20 protein-coding genes, 1 tRNA gene and 2 pseudogenes are annotated in these 21,909 nt (G+C 56.5%); 19 read left to right on the forward strand and 4 right to left on the reverse strand.

Features of this window, described 5'->3' with window-relative positions; all coding sequences use genetic code 11:
* Positions 1-5: 5 nt before the first annotated feature.
* A complete protein-coding gene (locus SD70_RS23915) occupies positions 6-335 on the reverse strand; it encodes an ArsR/SmtB family transcription factor (RefSeq protein ID WP_041050421.1) in 330 nt (109 codons plus the stop codon).
* Positions 336-618: 283 nt separating this feature from the next.
* Between SD70_RS23915 and SD70_RS23920 the strand changes: the two genes are divergently transcribed.
* The 7 genes from SD70_RS23920 to SD70_RS23950 all read left to right on the forward strand — a co-directional run bounded on the left by SD70_RS23920 (position 619) and on the right by SD70_RS23950 (position 7,562).
* Positions 619-1,569, forward strand: coding sequence for an ROK family glucokinase (locus SD70_RS23920; protein ID WP_041050423.1), 951 nt, complete (start codon positions 619-621; stop codon positions 1,567-1,569).
* Positions 1,570-1,615: 46 nt separating this feature from the next.
* Entirely contained in the window at positions 1,616-2,503 is an 888-nt protein-coding gene (gene rapZ / locus SD70_RS23925) for an RNase adapter RapZ (protein WP_041050377.1), read from the forward strand.
* A gap of 33 nt (positions 2,504-2,536) precedes the next feature.
* Positions 2,537-3,529 carry a gluconeogenesis factor YvcK family protein gene (locus SD70_RS23930; protein WP_041050379.1) on the forward strand — a complete coding sequence of 331 codons (993 nt, stop codon included), beginning with the start codon at positions 2,537-2,539 and terminating at the stop codon, positions 3,527-3,529.
* Between the two features lie 10 nt (positions 3,530-3,539).
* Entirely contained in the window at positions 3,540-4,472 is a 933-nt protein-coding gene (whiA, locus tag SD70_RS23935) for a DNA-binding protein WhiA (RefSeq protein ID WP_041050426.1), read from the forward strand.
* A 194-nt stretch (positions 4,473-4,666) separates the two neighbouring features.
* Positions 4,667-4,936, forward strand: coding sequence for an HPr family phosphocarrier protein (locus SD70_RS23940; protein ID WP_041050381.1), 270 nt, complete (start codon positions 4,667-4,669; stop codon positions 4,934-4,936).
* A gap of 198 nt (positions 4,937-5,134) precedes the next feature.
* Positions 5,135-6,889, forward strand: a complete 1,755-nt coding sequence (locus SD70_RS23945) for a copper amine oxidase N-terminal domain-containing protein (protein WP_041050383.1) — start codon at positions 5,135-5,137, stop codon at positions 6,887-6,889.
* A 118-nt stretch (positions 6,890-7,007) separates the two neighbouring features.
* On the forward strand, positions 7,008-7,562 hold the full coding sequence (locus tag SD70_RS23950; protein ID WP_041050386.1) for a DUF3231 family protein: 555 nt from the start codon (positions 7,008-7,010) through the stop codon (positions 7,560-7,562).
* Between the two features lie 88 nt (positions 7,563-7,650).
* Here SD70_RS23950 and clpP read toward each other — a convergent pair whose 3' ends face one another.
* Both clpP and SD70_RS23960 read right to left on the reverse strand, forming a co-directional pair.
* Positions 7,651-8,232: an ATP-dependent Clp endopeptidase proteolytic subunit ClpP gene (gene clpP, locus SD70_RS23955; RefSeq protein ID WP_041050388.1), complete on the reverse strand. Its 582-nt coding sequence runs from the start codon at positions 8,230-8,232 to the stop codon at positions 7,651-7,653.
* 162 nt (positions 8,233-8,394) lie between these two features.
* Positions 8,395-8,466 (reverse strand) — tRNA-Arg (locus SD70_RS23960).
* Between the two features lie 220 nt (positions 8,467-8,686).
* Between SD70_RS23960 and SD70_RS23970 the strand changes: the two genes are divergently transcribed.
* From SD70_RS23970 to SD70_RS24000, 7 genes and pseudogenes are all read left to right on the forward strand, one after another.
* A complete protein-coding gene (locus SD70_RS23970) occupies positions 8,687-9,751 on the forward strand; it encodes a sugar-binding transcriptional regulator (RefSeq protein WP_041050392.1) in 1,065 nt (354 codons plus the stop codon).
* Positions 9,752-9,812: 61 nt separating this feature from the next.
* Positions 9,813-10,817 (forward strand): type I glyceraldehyde-3-phosphate dehydrogenase, encoded by a 1,005-nt coding sequence (gene gap / locus SD70_RS23975; protein WP_041050394.1) that lies wholly within the window; start codon positions 9,813-9,815, stop codon positions 10,815-10,817.
* 451 nt (positions 10,818-11,268) lie between these two features.
* Positions 11,269-12,450, forward strand: a complete 1,182-nt coding sequence (locus SD70_RS23980; RefSeq protein ID WP_041050395.1) for a phosphoglycerate kinase — start codon at positions 11,269-11,271, stop codon at positions 12,448-12,450.
* Positions 12,451-12,470: 20 nt separating this feature from the next.
* Entirely contained in the window at positions 12,471-13,226 is a 756-nt protein-coding gene (gene tpiA, locus SD70_RS23985; protein WP_082053611.1) for a triose-phosphate isomerase, read from the forward strand.
* Positions 13,227-13,229: 3 nt separating this feature from the next.
* Positions 13,230-14,767, forward strand: a pseudogene (gene gpmI / locus SD70_RS23990) (2,3-bisphosphoglycerate-independent phosphoglycerate mutase).
* 42 nt (positions 14,768-14,809) lie between these two features.
* A pseudogene (gene eno, locus SD70_RS23995) lies at positions 14,810-16,101 on the forward strand (phosphopyruvate hydratase).
* A 110-nt stretch (positions 16,102-16,211) separates the two neighbouring features.
* Positions 16,212-16,916: a M50 family metallopeptidase gene (locus SD70_RS24000; protein ID WP_041050428.1), complete on the forward strand. Its 705-nt coding sequence runs from the start codon at positions 16,212-16,214 to the stop codon at positions 16,914-16,916.
* Here the strand turns inward: SD70_RS24000 and SD70_RS24005 are convergent, their stop codons facing one another.
* On the reverse strand, positions 16,917-17,561 hold the full coding sequence (locus SD70_RS24005; protein ID WP_041050399.1) for an SGNH/GDSL hydrolase family protein: 645 nt from the start codon (positions 17,559-17,561) through the stop codon (positions 16,917-16,919).
* A gap of 330 nt (positions 17,562-17,891) precedes the next feature.
* Between SD70_RS24005 and SD70_RS24010 the strand changes: the two genes are divergently transcribed.
* The 5 genes from SD70_RS24010 to SD70_RS24025 all read left to right on the forward strand — a co-directional run bounded on the left by SD70_RS24010 (position 17,892) and on the right by SD70_RS24025 (position 21,869).
* Positions 17,892-18,650 (forward strand): DeoR/GlpR family DNA-binding transcription regulator, encoded by a 759-nt coding sequence (locus tag SD70_RS24010; protein ID WP_041050401.1) that lies wholly within the window; start codon positions 17,892-17,894, stop codon positions 18,648-18,650.
* 95 nt (positions 18,651-18,745) lie between these two features.
* The gene (locus SD70_RS24015; protein ID WP_041050403.1) at positions 18,746-19,561 is read left to right on the forward strand and encodes a BtpA/SgcQ family protein; all 816 of its coding nucleotides are present in this window, start codon (positions 18,746-18,748) and stop codon (positions 19,559-19,561) included.
* 3 nt (positions 19,562-19,564) lie between these two features.
* A complete protein-coding gene (locus SD70_RS33880; protein ID WP_082053613.1) occupies positions 19,565-20,242 on the forward strand; it encodes an FGGY family carbohydrate kinase in 678 nt (225 codons plus the stop codon).
* Positions 20,196-21,083 (forward strand): FGGY-family carbohydrate kinase, encoded by an 888-nt coding sequence (locus SD70_RS35245; RefSeq protein WP_269432523.1) that lies wholly within the window; start codon positions 20,196-20,198, stop codon positions 21,081-21,083. Before SD70_RS33880 ends, SD70_RS35245 begins: the two co-directional genes overlap by 47 nt.
* Positions 21,084-21,086: 3 nt before the next feature.
* Positions 21,087-21,869, forward strand: a complete 783-nt coding sequence (locus SD70_RS24025) for an SDR family NAD(P)-dependent oxidoreductase (RefSeq protein ID WP_041050405.1) — start codon at positions 21,087-21,089, stop codon at positions 21,867-21,869.
* Positions 21,870-21,909: the final 40 nt, after the last annotated feature.

The raw sequence follows: 21,909 nt of genomic DNA on the forward strand, positions 1-21,909 counted from the left end.
GGAAATTAGTTTTGCTCGTTTTGTTTGATTCGCAGCTTCTGCAAGTAGCCCGCCAGTGCGTCGAATCGTTCGTCCCACACTTCGCGGTACGTTTCCAGCCAAGCGTCCAGCTCTTGGAACGGCTCCAGCCGGAGCTTGTAATTGCGGCGGTTGGCAACCGCCTGTACCTCGACTAATCCCGCCTCCAGCAGGACGCGCAGATGCTTCGAGGCTTGAGGCTGCCGGAGCCCCAGCTTGTCGGCGATATCCCCTACGGTCAAGGGGCCGTCGAGCAGAAGCTCTACTATGCGCATGCGGTTCGGTTCGGCCAGCGCGCTAAAAGTCGTAGTATCCATCATTCTCAAGTCCCTTTAAATCGAATGTTTGCACAGGGGGCGGCTTGCGCTTTGCAAACAGCCCCGGTCATATCGTCACCTCGTTTCGCTTGCCAATCCGTTTTCACAATCCAAATATACCATTTCAGGAATATTCCTGTCAACGAATATTTGAAATTGGCCAAGCTCGATCGGAAGCGTTTGGGAAAACGCTTCGTCGCCTTGACCTGCCTTGGTGGTTCGCTTATAGTGGGAAAAGGAGAATATCCCTGTGGGCCAATCTTATGTTGAGGTGAAGTTTGCAATGAACCATATTTATGTAGGCGTCGATATCGGCGGCACCAGCATAAAAGTAGGCTTGTGCGACGAAGAAGGCAATCTGATTCAGACATACGAGGGTCCGACGGACGCCGACCAAGGGCCGGACACGGTGCTGGACCGCATCGCCGAATATGTGAAGAAAATTGTCGAGCAATCCTCATACGAGTGGGAACAGGTGGCAGGGATCGGGATCGGAATTGCAGGCTTTATGGACATTCCGGAAGGATTCGTCAAGCTGTCGCCGAACTTCCCCGGCTTCCGCAACGTTCCGGTGAAGAGAACGCTGGAGGCGAAGCTGGGCAAGACGGTCCGAATCGACAACGACGCCAACGTCGCAGCGCTCGGCGAAGCTTGGGGCGGCGCGGGACGCGGCATTTCGCATATCGTCGCGTATACGCTTGGAACCGGAGTCGGCGGAGGCATTATTATTAACGGCAAAATTCATCAAGGGGCAACCGGCATGGCCGGCGAACTCGGCCATATGGCGATCGTGCCGGACATCGAGGCGATCAAATGCGGCTGCGGCCAAATAGGCTGCCTGGAGACGGTATCTTCGGCGACGGGCATCGTGCGCATGGCGAAAGAAGCGGTAGAGCGCGGCGAGACGACGTCGCTGGGTGTTCTTGAGCGGATCGAAGCGAAGGACGTCTTCGACGCGGCGAAGGCCGGCGACGAGGTGGCGCTGCGCATCGTAGGCCGCGCCGCTTACTATTTGGGACGGTCGATGGCGCTTGTTGCCGTCGTCGTCAATCCGAAGCGTTTTGTCGTCGGCGGCGGCGTATCGAAGGCTGGCGACATTTTGTTCGAGCCGATTCGCGAAACGTTCCGCAAATTTGCGCCGGAGGTCGCCCAGGAGGGCGTCGATATCGTGCCGGCCACGCTCGGCAACAATGCCGGCGTCGTCGGCGCGGCCGGACTGAATTTGCGCTCGTAGCACAGGCATCCCAATCATCATCAGCGTGGAAGGAGGATGAGCATCCATGGACGAAACTCGGGCTCCGGCGAAACTGGTCATCATTACCGGCATGTCGGGAGCAGGCAAAACGATTGCGGTGCAGAGTCTGGAAGATCTCGGGTTTTTCTGCGTGGATAATTTGCCTCCGGTGCTCATTCCGAAATTCGCCGAATTGATCGAGCAATCGCAAGGGAAAATCGGCAAAGTGGCGCTTGTGATCGATTTGCGCGGCCGCGAGTTTTTTACTTCGCTGCAAGAGACGCTGAAGTATATGCGGGACCATTTCACCATCACGTACGAAATATTGTTCCTCGATGCGACCGACAGCACGCTCGTGCAGCGTTACAAGGAGAGCCGCCGCCGCCATCCTCTCGCGCCGGAAGGGCTGCCCCTGGAAGGAATCGCGCTTGAGCGGAAGCTGCTCGAGGAGCTGAAGGGCGAGGCGACGCAGGTGATCGACACCAGCTCGCTCAAGCCGGGGCAGCTGAAGGAGAAGATCGTGTCCCGCTTTACCAATATGGGGCAGAGCGGCATCAGCCTGAACTTCGTATCGTTCGGGTTCAAGTACGGCGTGCCGATCGATGCGGACCTCATATTCGACGTGCGCTTTTTGCCGAATCCCCATTACGTCGAGTCGCTGCGGCCGCAAACCGGGCAAAATCCGGACGTTTACGAGTACGTGATGAAATGGTCGGAAACGCAGGAATTTCTCGCCAAGCTGAGCGACATGATGAATTTTCTTATTCCGCAATACAAGAAAGAAGGCAAAAGCCAAGTCGTTGTCGGCATCGGCTGCACCGGTGGCAAGCACCGCTCGGTAGCGATCGCCGAATACCTCGGCAAGCTGTTTGCGAACGACGAGAACGGTCAAGTGCGGGTGACGCATCGCGACTCCGACAGAGACCGCCACTAACCGCCGGCGCCGGCGAAGAAAGGTGATACTCAATTGACTCGAACTCGCAAAGTCGGCGAACCGGCGTTGCCGCGCATCGTCGTCATCGGCGGCGGTACGGGGCTGTCTGTCATGCTGCGCGGATTGAAGGAGAAGCCGATCGACATTACGGCGATCGTTACGGTCGCCGACGACGGCGGGAGCTCCGGCATTTTGCGCTCCGAGCTGCAAATGCCGCCGCCGGGCGACATCCGCAGCGTACTGACGGCGCTGGCCGACGTAGAGCCGCTGCTCACGCGCGTGCTGCAATACCGGTTTTCAACGGGTACAGGACTAGCCGGCCACAGTCTGGGAAATCTAATTCTTGCCGCCATGCACGACATTACCGGCGATTTCGTCACCGCGGTGCGGGAGATGAGCCGGGTGTTCGCCGTGCGCGGCCGGGTGCTTCCGGCGTCTAGCCACGGCATCGTACTGAGGGCTGAAATGAGCGACGGGACGATGGTGGTAGGCGAATCGAAAATTCCGAAGGCCGGCGGCAAAATCAAGCGCGTCTTCATCGAGCCGCACGATATCAAGCCGCTGGACGAAGCGATCGAAGCCATCCGCGAGGCGGACGCTATTTTGGTCGGGCCGGGGAGCTTGTACACCAGCATTCTCCCGAATTTGCTCGTGCCCGGCATTGCCGCGGAGATTATGGAATCGGACGCGGTAAAGATTTTTATATGCAACGTAATGACACAGCCTGGGGAGACGGACGACTATTCGGTCAGCGACCATCTGCAGGCGATCCACGATCATGTCGGGCATCATCTGTTCGATTACGTCATTGTGAACAACGGCGAAATTCCGCCGCAAGTACAAGCCCAATACGCCGAAAAGGGCGCCAAGGCCGTGCATCTGGATCTGGAAGAAGTAAGGCGCAAAGGCTACCAGATCGTCGCCGATCAGCTCGTTCTGTTCCGCACGTATTTGCGGCATGACGCGGAGCGGCTGAGCGAGCACATTTACCAACTGGTGGAAACATGGATGGAACGGAAGAAGTGAGGTGATTCGAATGTCTTTTGCGGCCCAGACGAAAAAAGAGCTGACGATGGTGGAACTGGACGAATGCTGCGAGAAAGCGGAGCTGTCCGCTCTGATCCGCATGAACGGCTCCGTGCAGCTGTCCAGCCAGCGCGTCGTGCTCGATATTTCAACGGAGAACGCCGCTATAGCCAGACGAATCTACACCTTGCTGAAGAAGAGGTACAAGCTGCACGCCGAAGTGCTTGTCCGCAAAAAGATGCGCCTGAAAAAGAACAACGTGTACATCGTCCGCGTTCCGAGCGGCGTGCAGGAGCTGCTGAAGGACCTTTGCATCGTCACGGAAGGCTTCCATTTTACACCGGGCATCGAAAAAGGTATTATAAGAAATAACTGCTGCAAACGATCTTATCTGCGGGGAGCGTTCCTCGCCGGGGGTTCGGTCAACAATCCGGAAGGCTCGTCGTATCACCTGGAGATTGCGTCGGCCTACGAGGAGCACTGCAACGCGCTTTGCCGGCTGGCGGGCAAGTTCAATCTCAACGCGCGCTGCATCGAACGCAAAAAAGGCTACGTGCTGTACATCAAGGAAGGCGAGAAGATCATCCAGTTTTTGAACCTGATCGGCGCTCACCAAGCGCTGCTGCGGTTTGAGGACGTCCGCATTATGAAGGATATGCGCAACTCCGTCAACCGGATCGTCAATTGCGAGACGGCGAACCTGAACAAGACGATCGGGGCGGCGGTGCGGCAAATCGACAACATCCGGCTGCTGCAAAAGGAGATCGGGCTTGAGAACTTGCCGGAGAAGCTGCGGGAGGTGGCGGAGATTCGGCTGCAGTACCCGGACATGAATCTGAAGGAAGTCGGCGACATGCTGGGAGGCAAAGTAAGCAAATCCGGCGTCAACCACCGCTTGCGCAAGATCGACGAGCTGGCGGAGAAAATTCGCAACCAAGGGTGACGGGTGGTAGGCCGGCGTTGCAACGTCGCGCATCTTGCTCAGCTGAATGAATCCCGCTTGACACCCCGGTGTTAACCCGGCCGTGAGACGTAGTGCTTTTCGCTCGGCTGAACTAATCCGGGTTAACACCCTAGTGCGATTTCCTGAAAAATGCTATAATATACGAAGCTAATGAAGTAGGGGGAATTGGTTCGATGGCGAGACGACCTGTAGTCGTGAAATTAAAAACCGGACTTCATGCCAGACCGGCTGCGCTATTCGTGCAAGAGGCGAATAAATTTTCTTCGGAAATTTTCGTCGAGAAGGACGAGAAGAAAGTGAACGCGAAAAGCATCATGGGCATTATGAGCTTGGCGATCAGTTCGGGTACGGAGGTTTACATCAGTGCCGAAGGCTCGGACGCAGAGCAGGCTGTAACCGCTTTAGTCAATCTGGTCAGCAAAGAGGAACTGGAGAACCAGTAACGCTTGCCCCCGGGTCGTTCGGCCGAACTGTCGAACTTTTCCGAATATGGCAAAATAGCGAGAAAGCCGCGCAACCTTTTCCGGCAGCTAACGTCTATTTAGGCGTGAGAACGGGGAAGGTTTTTTTGTTGTTCCGCTCCCGTTCCCGTACATAAGAAATTTGTCGAAAAAGAGAGTGAACAGGAGAGGAACCGGAAGATGAAGATGCTCAGGAAAGAAATGGCGCTGCTGCTGACGGCCGCATTGCTGCTGCAGCTGTTCGCGGCTGCGTCCGCCCAGGCTGTGTCCGCGACGACGGCCACCATCTTGCTGTATTTGAACGAATCGAAAGCGTACGTAAACAAGGACGAGGTGCAGCTCGACGCACCGGCTACGGTGATCGACGGCAGCACGTATGTGCCCGCGAAGTTCCTCGGCGATACGCTTGGCTTCGATGTCAAGTGGGACGCGGCCACGAATACGATCGCAATGAAGCCGCAGGGCTACAACATTGTGCTGGATTCTCCCAACAAAAAAATTACGATCAACGGTGTCGAAACGACGTTTGCGCCGTATGCCGCGATCGTGAACGGCAAGCTGCTCGTCAAGCTTACCTGGGTTGCCGATTACATGGGAGCTACGTACACGTACAACGATGAGCTGAAACGCGTGCAGATCACCTACGTGAAAGCGCCGCCTGGCGTTGCTATAGACGCTTACAGCAATAAGCCGGTAGCGAAATTTACTTTCGGCAAGAAGGAGTACCGGATCGGGGAACCGGTCAAATACGTGGATCTCAGCTACTCTCCGGATGCCCAAGGCATCGCGAATTACGAATGGATCGGCAAGCAGGAAGCGTTCTTCACGCCGGGGACGTACTCGATCACGCTCATCGTCACCGACAGCAAAGGGCATAAAAGCGCCCCTTTCACGAATTATGTCAAAGTGAGCGACAAGGTGTACTTGAGCGAGTTCGAATACCCGCTCTATATGAAACCGGTAGGCAGCACGTTCCGTTCCGACTGGAGCATGTATTACTCGCACTTCAGCGATTTGCCGGAGGTGCCGAAAACCGTTACCGAAGACAAGAGCCGCAAGCTGCTGCTCAGCGACAGCCCGGAGGAAATCAAGCAGCAGGGCATTCTGTACCAAGACGAAGTAAACGGCAAAGCGCGCTTGTACTCCGATCATATCAACGGCACAGATTCGCCGCTTTCCATGGCCGTTCTGGCCACGAACAAGACGGATAAGCCGGTCGTGATCAAGACGACGAACCGCGGCGAGGTGTACCCGTCCGTATACGCGCAACTGATCGGCAACGAAGCGTCGGTCGATTTCCTTATGAACATGTCGGAGGAGACGACGTTGACGGTGCCGCCGAAGCAAACGGTAGTGTATACGCAGCTGCCCACGATGTACCCGCGGCAGGGCGTCAACCTGTTCTATGACATCGAGACCGACGGGCCGGTAGACATCACCTTCGCGGCTGCCGACAAAATTACGCCGGATTCCGTGCTCACGCTGCCTCGCCAATCGTACGTCGGCAACGTCCGCGGCACGTTCCCCGTATCGGGCCTGCGCTGGGACATAGACGGAGCGGCCTTGAGCAAGCCGTCGCGGCTCATACTCGGCGACGGCAAATCCGATCCGTTCGTTGACGGAGTCGATGTGTTCCGCTCGCTGGCGATCAAGAACGAGGGCAACTACGGGGTCAAATACGACATTCACATTAGCAATCCCAAGAAGATGGTTGTCATGATTATGGGCCGCGGGGGCGGCTTCAAGGGGCCGTTCAAAATCAACGGCGACTTCCAGCTCGTGCCGTGGTCGGGCGTGCTGCCTGCGTTCAAAGAGGTGCAGCTGCTGGCGCGCACAACCGGCGACGAGCCGTCGCTCGACATCGAGTATACGCCTCCGGCCGGCACCGGCTTCCCGGCGGATCTCATTTTCTATCCGTTGCCGAACGTAGATTGACGAATAATGGACAAAGCCGGCTTCCGCGCAGTTTGCGGAAAGCCGGCTTTTTTGCGAATAAAGAAATCGCCCAGGCAAACAATATACCTGAATGTTATAAGGTCAGGAGGAAGCCGGGATGGTGAACGTATTGGAAACGGCGATAGATACGATAAAATCGATAACGACTCAAGACGAGGACCAACCTCTTCATATCGGAGAGGCTATGGGGTGCTGGACTTACTTGAAGGGCCTTGAATTGGCCAAAACATCCGTGCAAATAGGCATAAATTCCACGACCGATCATGAGTTAAAAACGCTGCTTGAAGAAGATTTGAAGCTCGGAACGAGTCAGCGAAAGCGGCTGCATGAATTTATGCTGAGGGAAGGGCTTACGTTGCCGAAGGCCCCGGAAGAGCTGCCGAACTCCGATCCGACCCGCATTCCCTTTGGAGCTAAGTTTACGGATGAGATCATCGCCACCGATTTATCGCTGAAGATCGTCTCTTTGATCGTAGCTGCGGCCGCTAACGCCGCTGACGCGGTCCGCACGGATGTCTGCGCCATGTTTATTCAGTTCCAGGCGGAGAAGCTGGCTTTTGCCGCCAGATTGAAACAGTCGATGCGCAAGCGCGGCTGGATCGATGTGCCGCCGTTCTACATTCCGCCAGGCGCCCAGGAGCAGCCGAGTTGAATTTGAGCCAACAAGGCGTTCATGCAGCAAAAAGCCCGCCTTACATGCATTGTAAAGGCGGGCTTTTTTTTGCCGTGTTGACGGGAGATTACAGTTTTTCGATCACTTTGTCGACGAGGCCGTACGCTTGCGCTTCGGCGGCGCTCATGAAGTTGTCGCGGTCGGTATCTTTCTCGATCCGTTCGATCGATTGGCCGGTCCGTTCGGCAAGAATGCGGTTCAAGTTGTCGCGCATTTTCAAAATCCGCTTGGCGCGAATTTCGATGTCGCTCGCTTGGCCTTCCGCCCCGCCGAGCGGCTGGTGAATCATCACTTCGCTGTTCGGCAGCGCATAGCGCTTGCCCTTCGCTCCTGCAGCCAGCAGGAAGGCGCCCATCGAAGCGGCCATGCCGACGCAGATTGTGGACACGTCAGGCTTAATGAACTGCATCGTGTCGTAAATCGCCATGCCCGCCGTAATCGAACCGCCCGGCGAGTTGATGTACAGGCTGATGTCTTTGTCCGGATCTTGCGCCGTCAAAAACAGCATCTGGGCGATAATGGAGTTCGCCACCACATCGTTGACCGGAGTACCGAGGAAAATGATGCGGTCCTTCAAGAGCCGGGAGTAAATATCGTATGCGCGTTCGCCGCGTCCGTCTTGCTCGACAACCATAGGAATGAAACTCATTGCAATAACCTCCTCAATGTCACTATATTGGGATAATCGTAGAGCTTATATACGTATCATAGCGGATTTTGCCGCAAAGGTCAAGAAAGGTCAAACGTTAGGTATGAAAAAAGTCCGGCTGCGCCAGACTGGGTTGATAGAGCAACAGTTTTGGGAATGTTACGCGCCCGAAGGGAATCGAACCCCTATCTCAGGCTCCGGAGGCCTACGTCATATCCATTGGACCACGGGCGCATGAAGGTGGCGACTAATTCAATTAGTCAACAGCAAGAGTTATTATATCGAGCTGAACGAAAAAAAGCAAGTCAATTCCGCATACAACTTTTTTCCGGGGATAGGTTTGCCATCGGCCGCATGTTGGAGTATAATGTATTTGCAAGCGTGGGACTCAAAATGTATAGGCGGGACATTTTGCGACCAACCAATTTGGCGGAAGCGAGGCGAGGCCGGCGCTATGCGTAGGGTGCTGGACATTCAAAAACAGCTCGTCCCGGACTTGCTGGAGATCATGAGGAAGCGGTACACGATTTTGCACCACGTAATGCTCTCCGGCAACGTGGGACGCCGTACGCTGGCCGGGACGCTCGGCATGACGGAGCGGGTGCTGCGCGGCGAGATCGATTTTCTCAAGACGCAAGGCCTGCTTGAAGTCGACGCGCTCGGCATGCGCGTGAGCGAAGCCGGCAGGCAGCTCGTGGAAAGCTTCCGGCCGCTGCTTCAGGACGCATTTGGCCTCACCGAGCTGGAGGAACGCATTCGCAATCATTACGGGCTGAAGCAGGTCATCATCGTGCCCGGAGACTCGGACGCATCCGCCCATGTCAAAATGGAGCTCGGGCGTGCCGGAGCCGCCGCACTGCGCAAAGCGATGAAAGAAGCGAATGCGGTAGTGGCCGTTGCGGGCGGATCGACGATGGCCGAAGTGGCAAGCCACCTGACGTCGGCGGTGCCGATGAAGGGAGTCTGGTTCGTGCCCGCCCGCGGCGGACTTGGCGAGAGCGTCGAGCTGCAGGCGAACACGATCGCCTCTACCATGGCCAAAAAAACCGGCGGCCAGTACCGGCTGCTGCACGTTCCCGACCATTTGAGCGAAGAGGCGTACCAGTCGCTCATGCTGGAGACCGGCATCGTCGAAATTATTCAGGCAATCCGTGCCGCCCGCATCGTGGTGCACGGAATCGGGGATGCTATGGTCATGGCTAAACGCCGCAAGGTCGATGAAGCGACGAGACAATCGCTCGTAAGCGAAGGGGCCTTGGCCGAGGCGTTTGGCTATTATTTTGACAGGCAAGGGCGCGTCGTTCACAAAATGCCGACGATCGGGCTCCGCATCGAGGATATCGAGCAGATGGAGACGGTCATCGGCGTCGCCGGAGGCAAGAGCAAGGGCGAAGCGATCGACGCCGTGCTGCGTTACGGCCACGAGGACGTGCTTGTGACGGACGAGGCCGCAGCGCTCCAAATTGCCGAGCATATGGTGCGGGAAAAGCAGCCCGAAACGAAAAACAAGTCATCTTGACGTGCCGGCCCGTCCGGTCCGTCTTGAAATAAACCTATTATAGGTCTAGGAGGAATTCGCAATGGTGAAAGTAGGTATTAACGGTTTTGGTCGTATCGGCCGCAACGTGTTCCGCGCAGCTCTGAACAACCCGAATTTGCAAATCGTCGCTATCAACGATTTGACGGACGTGAACACGCTCGCTCACTTGCTGAAGTACGATTCGACTCACGGCAGACTGAACGCTACGGTACAAGCCGGCGAAGGCGAGCTGATCGTCAACGGCCGTTCCGTCAAAGTATTCGCCGAGCGCGATCCGGGCGCATTGCCGTGGGCTGAGTACGGCGTTGAAATCGTCGTCGAGTCGACCGGTATTTTCACCGCGAAGGAGAAAGCCGAGCTGCACCTAAAGGGCGGCGCGAAAAAAGTTATCATCTCCGCTCCGGCAACGAACGAAGACATCACGATCGTTATGGGCGTCAACGAAGACAAATACGATCCGAAGGCGCACACGATCATCTCCAACGCTTCTTGTACGACGAACTGTCTTGCTCCTTTCACCAAGGTGCTGAACGAAAAGTTCGGTATCGTCAAGGGCATGATGACGACGATTCACTCCTACACGAACGACCAGCAAGTGCTCGACCTGCCACACAAAGACCTGCGCCGCGCTCGCGCCGCTGCGGAGAACATCATCCCTTCCTCGACAGGCGCAGCCAAGGCGATCGGCCTCGTGCTTCCTGAGCTGAAGGGCAAGCTGAACGGGATGTCGTTCCGAGTTCCGTCGCCGAACGTTTCCGTTACCGACCTTGTCGCTGAAATGAAAGTCAATGTAACGGTCGAAGAAGTCAATAACGCGCTGAAAGAAGCTGCAGAGGGCCCGCTGAAAGGCATCATGAACTACTCCGACGAGCCGCTCGTATCCCGCGATTACAACGGCGACCCGGCTTCCTCCACGATCGATGCCCTGTCGACGATGGTCGTCGAAGGCAACATGCTGAAAGTCGTTTCCTGGTACGACAACGAGTGGGGCTATTCCAACCGCGTCGTCGACCTGGCCGTCTACATCGCCAGCAAAGGCCTGTAATCGGAAGAGCGTTAGGCTGCCGATAGGCCGGTTCCGCTGCGGATTGGAATATGAGGCTACGGCTTCGTTGAACTTGTGTTCCTTGAATTGAACCCCGAGGGGGAACACGAGTTCAAAGGCGCTCTCCGCTTTATATTCCATCCTCCGCTCCACCTTACTCGACAGCCTAAATAAAAAAGTAATAAAATACGAAAGAGGAGAAGGAATTCTCCTCTTTCGTATGGTTTTATATATCGCCCCACAAAAATTCATACGGATCGCTGATCGAACGAGCATCTGCGGAGCGGAGGAGCAATATGGGCCGGAGTGCCGCCTTTGAAATCGTGTTCCTACCGCCTAGTCGGGATTCAAGGAACGCGATTTCAACGAAGGCCGGAGGCCCATATTCCAATCCGCAGTGTAGCGGCCTTGCAGGAGAAATCGCAACTTTCAAGGAGGAATTTCCACCCCCATGAACAAGAAAAGCGTAAAAGACATCGACGTCGCCGGCAAAAAAACGTTCGTTCGCGTCGACTTCAACGTCCCGCTGGAGAACGGCGCCATCACCGATGATACGCGCATTCGCGAGACGCTGCCGACCATCCGCTACTTGATCGAAAAAGGCGCGAAGGTCATCCTCGCTTCGCACCTCGGCCGTCCGAAGGGCGAATTCGTCGACGAGCTGCGCCTGACGCCGGTAGCGGCACGCCTTTCCGAGCTGCTCGGCAAGCCGGTGGCGAAAGCCGACGAGGCGGTAGGCGACGCTGTTAAAGCGAAGGTAAACGCGCTGCAAAACGGCGACGTGCTGCTGCTCGAGAACGTCCGCTTCTACCCGGGCGAAGAGAAGAACGATCCGGCTTTGGCGAAGCAGTTCGCCGAGCTCGCCGATGTGTACGTCAACGATGCGTTCGGCGCGGCGCACCGCGCCCATGCTTCGACGGAAGGCATCGCGCACTTCCTGCCGGCCGTCTCCGGCCTGCTCATGGAGAAGGAGCTCGACGTGCTCGGCAAGGCGCTAAACAACCCGGAGCGTCCGTTCACGGCGATCGTCGGCGGCGCAAAGGTGAAGGACAAAATCGCCGTGATCGACAACCTGCTGAACATCGCCGACAACGTCATCATCGGCGGCGGCCTGTCGTATACGTTCCTCAAGGCGCAAGGCTACGAAATCGGCAAATCGCTCGTTGACAACGAGAAGCTCGATCTTGCGCTCGGCTTCATCAACAAGGCGAAAGAGCGCGGCGTAAACTTCCTGCTTCCGGTCGACGTCGTCGTAGCCGACAAGTTCGGTGCCGATGCCAACACGGAAGTGGTCGGCATTGACGCGATTCCGGCCGACTGGGAGGGCATCGACATCGGACCGAAGACGCGCGAGCTGTACGCGAAGACGATCAAGGAATCGAAGCTCGTCGTCTGGAACGGGCCGATGGGCGTATTCGAGATCGAGCCGTTCTCGCACGGCACCCGTGCCGTAGCCGAGGCGTGCGCGGCAACGCAGGCCTACACCGTCATCGGCGGCGGCGACTCCGCGGCGGCGGTGGAGAAGTTCCACATGGCCGACAAAATGGACCACATCTCCACGGGCGGCGGCGCATCACTCGAGTTCATGGAAGGAAAAGCGCTCCCGGGCGTCGTAGCTTTAAACGACAAGTAAGGGAAAGGCGGTAATCAAAGGTGAGTAGACAACCGATCATAGCGGGCAACTGGAAAATGTTCAAGACCGTGCCGGAGGCCGTCGCGTTCGTAAACGAAGTGAAGGGAAAAGCGGAAGCAAGCGGCGTCGAGAGCGTTATTTGCGCGCCTTTCACAAACCTCCCGGCCTTGGTGGAAGCGGTGAAGGGGACTTCGCTCAAAATCGGCGCGCAGAACCTGCACTGGGAAGACAGCGGCGCGTACACAGGCGAAATCAGCGGCGTTATGCTGAAGGAGCTCGGCGTGCAGTACGTCATCATCGGGCACTCCGAGCGACGCGCTTATTTCGCCGAGACGGACGAGACCGTCAACAAGAAAACGCATGCGGCGTTCAAGCACGGCCTCATCCCGATCGTCTGCGTCGGCGAGAAGCTGGAAGAGCGCGAAGCGGAGCAGACGAAAAACGTTTGCCGCGTCCAGACGGAAGCGCTGTTCCAAGGGCTTTCGGCCGAGCAGGCGGCGCAAGTGATTATCGCCTACGAGCCGATCTGGGCGATCGGCACCGGCAAATCGTCGACGGCGGACGACGCCAATGAAGTCATCGGCTACATACGCAGCGTCGTGGCCGGCTTGTACGATCAGGCGACGGCGGACAAAGTCCGCATCCAATACGGCGGCTCCGTGAAACCGGGCAACATCCGCGAGTTTATGGCGATGCCGCACATCGACGGCGCACTCGTCGGCGGCGCAAGCCTTGAGCCTGCGTCGTACGTCGAACTCGTGCAGGGGGCGAAGTAAGCTATGCCGAGACCGAAACCGGTAGCGCTTATCATCCTCGACGGGTTCGGCCTGCGCGGCGAAACGTTCGGCAATGCGGTGGCGCAAGCGAACAAGCCGAATTACGACCGGTACTGGAGCACGTTTCCGCATACGACGCTGACGGCTAGCGGCGAGGCGGTCGGATTGCCGGAAGGCCAGATGGGCAACTCCGAGGTCGGACACCTGAATATCGGCGCCGGCCGCATTGTGTACCAGGACTTGACGCGCATCTCCAAATCGATTCGCGACCGCGAGTTTACCAGAACAAGACGCTGCTCGGCGCCATTCATCACGCCAAGGACAACGGCAAAAAGCTGCATCTGTACGGGCTGCTCTCGGACGGCGGCGTGCACAGCCATATTGAGCATCTGTTCGCGCTGCTCGAGCTCGCCAAGCAGGAAGATTTCCGCGAAGTATACATTCATGCGTTCCTCGACGGGCGCGACGTGGCGCCGGACAGCGCCAAATCGTACATGGAGCGGCTGCTGGCGAAAATCAAAGAAACCGGCGTCGGCAAAGTGGCAACGGTGCAAGGCCGCTACTACGCGATGGATCGGGACAAGCGCTGGGAGCGCGTCGAGAAAGCTTACCGCGCCATGGTGTACGGGGATGGGCCGCAGTACACGGATCCGGTCAAGGCGATAACGGAGTCGTACGAGAAATCGGTGTTCGACGAGTTCGTGATGCCGACGGTTATCGTGGGCGAGGACGGCAAGCCGGTCGGGCTGGTGGAGTCCGGGGACTCCGTCATTTTCTACAACTTCCGTCCGGACCGCGCCATCCAGCTGTCGCAAGTGTTCACCAACGAAGACTTCCGCGGCTTCGACCGCGGCGACAAGTGCCCGAAAGACTTGTACTTCGTCGCCATGACGCTGTTCAGCGAGACGGTCGGCGGCTACGTCGCGTATTCGCCGAAAAACCTCGACAACACGTTCGGCGAAGTCGTCGCCCAGAACGGGCTCAAGCAGCTTCGCATCGCGGAGACGGAGAAATACCCGCACGTGACGTTTTTCTTCAGCGGCGGCCGCGACGTTGAGCTTCCCGGCGAGACCCGGATTCTCATTCCGTCGCCGAAAGTGGCCACGTACGATCTCCAGCCGGAGATGAGCGCTTACGAGGTGGCGGATGCGGCTGTCAAGGAAATCGAAGCCGAGCGCCAGGACGCGATCATCCTCAACTTCGCCAACCCGGACATGGTCGGCCACTCCGGCTTGCTGGAGCCGACGGTGAAGGCGATCGAAGCGGTGGACGAATGCCTCGGAAAAGTGGTGGAGGCAATTCTCGCCAAAGGCGGCGTCGTATGCATTACCGCCGACCATGGCAACGCCGACGTCGTAACGAATCCGGACGGCTCGCGCAACACGGCGCATACGACGAACCCGGTGCCGTTCATCGTCACGAGCAAAGACGTGAAGCTGCGCGAGGACGGCATTTTGGCGGACATCGCGCCAACTCTGCTGGAGCTGCTGCAGCTAAAGCAGCCGGCGGAGATGACCGGCAAGTCGATTATCCAACACTAATCATCAACCCCATAAACCAATTCCGTAAGGAGTGTTCCCACAATGACGATTATTGCTGACGTTCTCGCCCGCGAGGTGCTCGACTCCCGCGGCAACCCGACCGTTGAGGTCGAAGTGTATCTCGATTCCGGCGTCATGGGCCGCGCCATCGTACCGTCCGGCGCTTCCACCGGCGCGCACGAAGCCGTAGAGCTGCGCGACGGCGACAAAAACCGCTACCTCGGCAAAGGCGTGCTCAAAGCCGTCGAGAACGTGAACGACATCATCGCGCCGGAAATCATCGGCCTTGACGCCCTCGACCAAGTCGGCATCGATAAGAAAATGATCGAGCTCGACGGTACGCCGAACAAAGGCAAGCTCGGCGCCAACGCGATTCTGGCCGTGTCGATGGCGGTCGCCCGCGCTGCCGCGGAAGCCGTCGACCTGCCGCTGTACGCTTACCTCGGCGGCTTCAACGCCAAAACGCTGCCGGTGCCGATGATGAACATCGTCAACGGCGGTGCGCATGCCGACAACAACGTTGACGTGCAGGAATTCATGGTGCTGCCGGTCGCGCGCCGACGTTCCGCGAAGCGCTGCGCATGGGCGCGGAAATTTTCCACAACCTGAAGGCGGTTCTGAAAGGCAAAGGCCTGAACACCGCTGTCGGCGACGAAGGCGGCTTCGCTCCGAACCTGAGCTCCAACGAAGAAGCGATCAAAACGATCATCGAAGCGATCGAGAAAGCCGGCTACAAGCCTGGCGTCGACGTGTTCCTCGGCATGGACGTCGCTTCCACCGAGTTTTTCAAAGACGGCAAGTACCACCTCGAGGGCGAAGGCAAGTCGTTCACTTCCGCCGAATTCGTGGACCTGCTGGAATCCTGGGTGAACAAATACCCGATCATTACGATCGAGGACGGCTGCTCCGAGGACGACTGGGACGGCTGGAAGCTGCTCACCGAGCGCCTTGGCGGCCGCGTGCAGCTCGTCGGCGACGACCTGTTCGTAACGAACACGAACCGCTTGTCGCAGGGCATCGAGCAGGGCATCGGCAACTCCATCCTGATCAAAGTGAACCAGATCGGGACGCTGACCGAAACGTTCGACGCGATCGAAATGGCGAAGCGCGCCGGCTACACCGCCGTCGTCTCGCACCGTTCCGGCGAAAGCGAGGACAGCACGATCGCCGACATCGCCGTGGCGACGAACGCCGGCCAGATCAAAACGGGCGCACCGTCCCGTACAGACCGCGTAGCGAAGTACAACCAGCTGCTGCGCATCGAGGACGAACTGTCCAGCGTAGCGCAATACGCCGGCAAGCAGGCGTTCTACAACCTGAAGAACTTCAAATAAGCCGATAGGCGAAAATGGAACGGACCGGGCGGGCGCTCGGTCCGTTCCATTTTGCCGGCGGATATGGTTATAATCAGGGTATTACGTTAGCGGCGGAAGGGGACTGCTTTATGGGCAACTGGGTGAAGACGTTCGCGTTATTGTTGGTGTCGGCGGTGCTGACGAGATTTATTCCGTTCTCTTCGTTTTTCCGCAATGTAGATACGCTTGTGCACGAGTTCGGCCATGCCGTCGTAACGCTGCTGCTGTCGGGCAAAGTGATGTACATCGAGCTATATGTCGACCACAGCGGGGTAACGTACTCGTCGGTGACGAAGCCGTGGACGACGATTCCGATCGCGCTGGCCGGCTATATGACGGCGTCGCTCTTCGCCTGGCTGCTGTTTCGGCTCTATGCGGCCGGGAAGCAGCGCACGGGCCTGCAGATCGTCACCCTGATCTCCGTCGCCGCACTGGCGCTGTTCGTGCGCAACCCGTTCGGCATCACCTGGCTCCTCGGTTTTATTGCACTGACCGTTCTCATATTGGCTTTCGCTCCGCGCTGGCTGACCAGCGGCTATTATTTGCTCATCGCCTTCTTGTCGCTGGAGGAGTCGGTGTTCGGACCGCTATCGCTCACGTTCACGGCGTACTTGTCGCCTCGGCAAGCCGGCGACGCGACGAATTTAGCGCTGCATACGCCGCTGCCGGCGGTTGCTTGGGCCGCGGTGTTCTCCGTGTTCGCGCTGTGGTGCGCTACGAAAGCTTTGCAGAGCTTTTTCCGCGCGGGCAGACGGGCGGCGGCACCGCCGACGTACGGCAGGCAGTATGAGTAATTATTTGCGAGGGATGAGGTATGGGGCTAGTCCCATGGCAATCACTCGATGCCCCCGATCGTTCGGATGAATGGGCAAAGATCCGCTCAGCGCGTCTTCGAGCTTGCCAGTTCGATATCCGCAAATAAGCTCCGCCTGTCTTCCTTCAAACCATAGATGTGCGGGAGCGACTGTCACCTCATAACTGCTTGCGAGTTCGTTGATCGTACGATTTAATCGGCTTATCCCTTCAGCCGCAAGGGGGCTGTTTGGGAACGGATTGTATTGCGTGCAGCAAACGACCCGGGCGCGGCTGCCTTTTTTTATTTGGGCAAAAATGGCGCTTAAATTGTACCTGAAACTTGCAGCAATGTCGTTTGCGGCCAGCGGCTGCCTGGTTCGAAGCGATAATAGCGCCGCTTTGACCAAATCCACTCCTCCGATCCATACGGTAACAAATGCAGATTGACTGAGCAAGGGAAACCCTTGCCATACCACGGCATCCAATAGATCATTGCTGCTCCAGCCGGGCTGGGCCAAAACAACCCCGCGAACCTTATGTGAGCCCGAATTGATGATAGACACAGTCAAGCGAGGGTAAGCCTTTGCCAAGGAGGAGGCGTTTTCCCCAAAAGTAATAGAATCTCCGAGAGCTGTATATAGCATATCCAAATCAACTCCAACTTTTGATTATGTCTGCTTGACGTATATTTGCAAGAATGTATAAGTATAATATTAAAATCGCGCACAGGCCGTGTGGACGTTGCCGGCTTTGATGTCAGAGCAAATAAGTTCTATCTCTAACAGCTATCGGGACCTTGATCGAATCTGATCAGGGTCCCGATTTCCTGTTTTAGTGTGATGGATATTGGGTCTATTGCGCCGGAATTGAGAATGCTGATATGAAAATTGTGGTGGATTTACGATGCGTGATCTATTATGATCAATTTATCGTATAATAATCATAAACCGTAAATGAAAGAAAGGGAGAGCTGTATGATTAACCAAAGAGGCGAAGAAATTATTAAGCTGTTGAGCGAGAAGTCGCCAATGAGCATAGAGGAGTTGGCTGTTCAACTTGCTGTGTCGGAAGTGACCGTAAGACGTGTGCTGAGCGAACTGGAGGACGAAGGGCTTGTGATTAGGGAATGGGGCAAGGCCGCCTTGCCCGGACTCGGCATTGAGCCTATGTATAACCAGCGGCAAAAGGTGAATACGGAGCTCAAGAAGCAAATCGCCAGGCATGCCGCGAAGCAAATCAGGGACGGCGAGGTTATCGCACTGGACGTTGGGACGACGAATGCCGAATTGGCGAAGGAATTAATGAAACGCACCAATATTACGATCTTTACGTCGTCGTTTCAGGTCGCCTCCATTTTGTCCAGAAGCCAGCTGAATGTGTATATGATCGGCGGCTTTCTGAGAAAATCGGAGATGTCCATGGTCGGCTCGATAGCCACCGAAGCGATTATGAAATTCAATTTTGACCGGTTTTATTTGGGGCTTGCAGGTTTGAGCAAAGAAGAGGGCCCCACCGACTTCAATCTGGAAGATGTCGACGTGAAGCGGGCGTTTATCCGGAGATCCAAGAAAGTGACCGCTCTGGTAGACAAGAGCAAAATCGGGCATTCCGCACTCGTTCAAGTGTGCGAATTAAACGAAATCGACGAGATTATAACGAATAAAGAGATCGACAGAGAGGCGAAGCTGAACACGCAGGAATGGGGTTATGCAGGGAAATTAACCTTAGTTTAAATAGAAAGCCTTGACAATTTTCATATTCCGATAGAAAATGATCAATATAGTTACAAATGACTTTCAAATATTGATCGAAAAAGAGGAGAACATGTATGACCTGGTTAAAGGAAGTTTTGGGAACCGAGAAAGCTATCATTGCGATGTGCCACCTGCAGCCGCTGCCCGGGGACCCTTATTACGATTTCGACAAAGGGATGGATTACATTTGCGAGATGGCCAAAAAAGATTTGTTGGCTCTGCAAGAGGGCGGCGTCGACGCTGTCATGTTCTCCAACGAGTTCAGCCTCCCCTATTTGACGGACGTTAAGACCGAGACGGTAGCTGCAATGGCACGTATTATCGGCGAGCTTATGCCTCTTATTCAAGTTCCTTTCGGCGTGAACGTTCTGTGGGATGCGAAGAAATCGCTCGATTTGGCCGTCGCTACCGGCGCCAAGTTCGTCCGAGAAATTTTCACCGGCGTTTATGCGAGCGATTTCGGCCTTTGGAACACGAACGTGGGAGAGACGGTAAGGCACCAGCGGCATATCGGAGCGGCTAATGTGAAGCTTCTGTTCAATATTGTTCCGGAGGCCGCTGCGTATTTGGCGAATCGGGATATCGAGAGCATAGCCAAGTCTACGGTATTTAACAACCGCCCGGATGCCCTCTGCGTTTCAGGGTTGACCGCGGGCACGGAAACAAGCACTCAGTTGCTGCAAAATGTAAAGGCTGTCGTGCCGGAAACGGTCGTGCTGGCGAACACGGGCGTGCGGCTTGAAAATGTAGAAAAGCAACTGAGTATTGCGGACGGGGCCGTCGTCGGGACGACGTTCAAATTCGACGGCAAGTTCGAGAATCAAGTGGATGTTGCGAGAGTGAAAGCTTTTATGGACAAGGTGAGGTCGTTTAGAAGCAATATGAGATAAGGAATGATCTGGAATATGGAACCCTATTTGCTCGGTATCGATATCGGGACGACAGCTACGAAGGTCGTTCTTGTCCACCCGGCCGGAGACATTGTAAAGAGCATGTCCAAGCCCGTCGATTTATTTTCGCCCAGGCCCGGTTGGTCGGAAGAGGATCCGGAGCAATGGTGGCGCAATGTGCAGTCGCTGATTCCGGCACTGCTGAAGGCAGCGGATGTACGCCCCGGGCAAATTGCGGCTGTAGGAGTCAGCGGTATGGTTCCTACGCTCATTCTGCTCGATGCAGACGGGAAGCCGCTGCGCAGATCGATTCAGCAGAACGATGCAAGGGCGTTTGCGGAAATCGAAACGCTGCAGCAGCGTCTCGATCAAGAGTGGCTGCTCAGCAAAACAGGCTCCGTCATTACCCAACAGTCCATTGCTCCGAAGCTGATGTGGATTGCCCGCAATGAACCCGACCACTACCGGCGGACGGCGTCCGTATGCGGATCGTACGACTATATTGCGAGATGCTTGACAGGGCATCGCGCGCGGAACGTAGAGGCTAACTGGGCTCTGGAAAGCGGTCTTTACGACTTGCAGCGCACAACGTGGCTGGATGGAAGTGTGCGAGGCAGGCCGGGGTGCGCAAAGAATGGCTCGGGGATGTGTACAGTGCCAGCGCTGTGGTCGGTACGGTAAGCGGCGATCACGGTACGGGTCTTCTGGACGGAACTCCGGTTGTGGCGGGCACGGCGGATCATGTTGCCAGCGCTTTCTCGGCCGGGCTTGTCAGGGAAGGCGATCTGCTGATCAAGCTGGGCGGCGCCGGAGATATTCTCATGAGCACCGGCCGGGCGGTCATGGATCGGAGATTGTATCTGGATTACCATTTGATCCCGGGACATTATTTGCCGAACGGTGCATGGCTGCAAGCGGAAGCGTCATCAAGTGGTTTCAAAATGAATTGGCGGGCGGAGCTTCTCTTGATGTGCTGGACAAGGAGGCCGAGCTTGCCGGTCCGGGTGCGGACGGTCTCGTTTCCTTGCCCTATTTTCTGGGGGAGAAGACGCCGATTCACGATCCCCATGCCCGCGGCATGTTTGTCGGCCTGCATCTGGGCCACAAGAGGGGGCATCTGTTCAGGGCGATACTGGAAGGCATCGGCTTCGGGTTTTATCATCACATCGAAACGTTTGCCGAGCTCGGCCTTACCCCTCAGCGGGTGCGGATTACGAACGGCGGCTCCCGCTCGCGGGTGTGGCGGCAAATTGTCGCCGATATTTCGGGCCTTTCCCTGGAATCGATCATCGATCATCCCGGTTCTTCCTTGGGGGCGGCTTTCGCCGCAGGCGTCGGCAGCGGAGTTCTGACAGGCTGGGACGAAATCGACAAGTTTATTAAAGTAGAGGAACGAATTGAGCCTAATAAGGGCAATACGCAGCAGTATCAGGAGCTTTACCGGGTTTACCGCTCCATCTATCCGAATTTGCTGGAGCAGCAGCATCAATTGGCGCGTTTTAGCCGCGCTTTGGGGGATTGAGATATGACAACTCATAAAGGACTTGCAGTAGTAACAGGGGCGGCCAGCGGAATCGGCAAAGCGATCGCGGAGCGGCTCGCGGCTGACGGCTATGCCGTAGCGGTTGCGGATTTAAATGTTGAGGCGGCCGCCCGAACGGCCGAAGGCATTCGGGCAGCTTCAAGGACCGCCCAATCGTTTGCGATCGACGTAACCGACAAAGCTTCTATCCAGCGCGCGCTGGACGAGGCGATAGCCGTATTCGGTCCCTTGAAGGCGTGGGTTTCCAACGCCGGCGTGTCGACGATGAACCATTTCGTGGATTTGACGGAGGAGGAGTGGGATATCAACCTCAATGTCAACGCCAAAGGGCCATTCTTGTGCGGACAGGTGGCGGCCAGAACATTTATTGAGCAAAACCAGGGCGGTAAAATAGTCAATACTGCGTCGTTGGCCGGCAAACGCGGCGGCATACCGTTCCTGGCCCACTATGTCGCCTCCAAATTTGCCGTCGTCGGGCTGACTCAATCTATGGCTTACGAGCTGGCAAAGCATCGCATTACCGTCAACGCCGTATGTCCGGGGTACGTCCAGACGCCGATGCAGAGCAGGGAATTGGAATGGGAGGCCAAGCTGCGCGGCGTAACGCCCGACGAAGTGATTCAGATCATGTTAAACGAAACTCCGTTGCAAAGGCTGCAGACTCCGGCTGACGTAGCCAAAGTCGTATCTTATTTGCTGAGCGAGGATGCCGATTTCATTACCGGGGAAGCGATTGCCGTTAATGGCGGCGTTTACATGGATTAATTCGGTTTACGTTCCTTACCATACTTTATAAAGGGATGAT

Origin of the sequence: Gordoniibacillus kamchatkensis (assembly GCF_000829455.1) — a bacterium.
GTDB classification, from domain to species: domain Bacteria; phylum Bacillota; class Bacilli; order Paenibacillales; family NBRC-103111; genus Gordoniibacillus; species Gordoniibacillus kamchatkensis.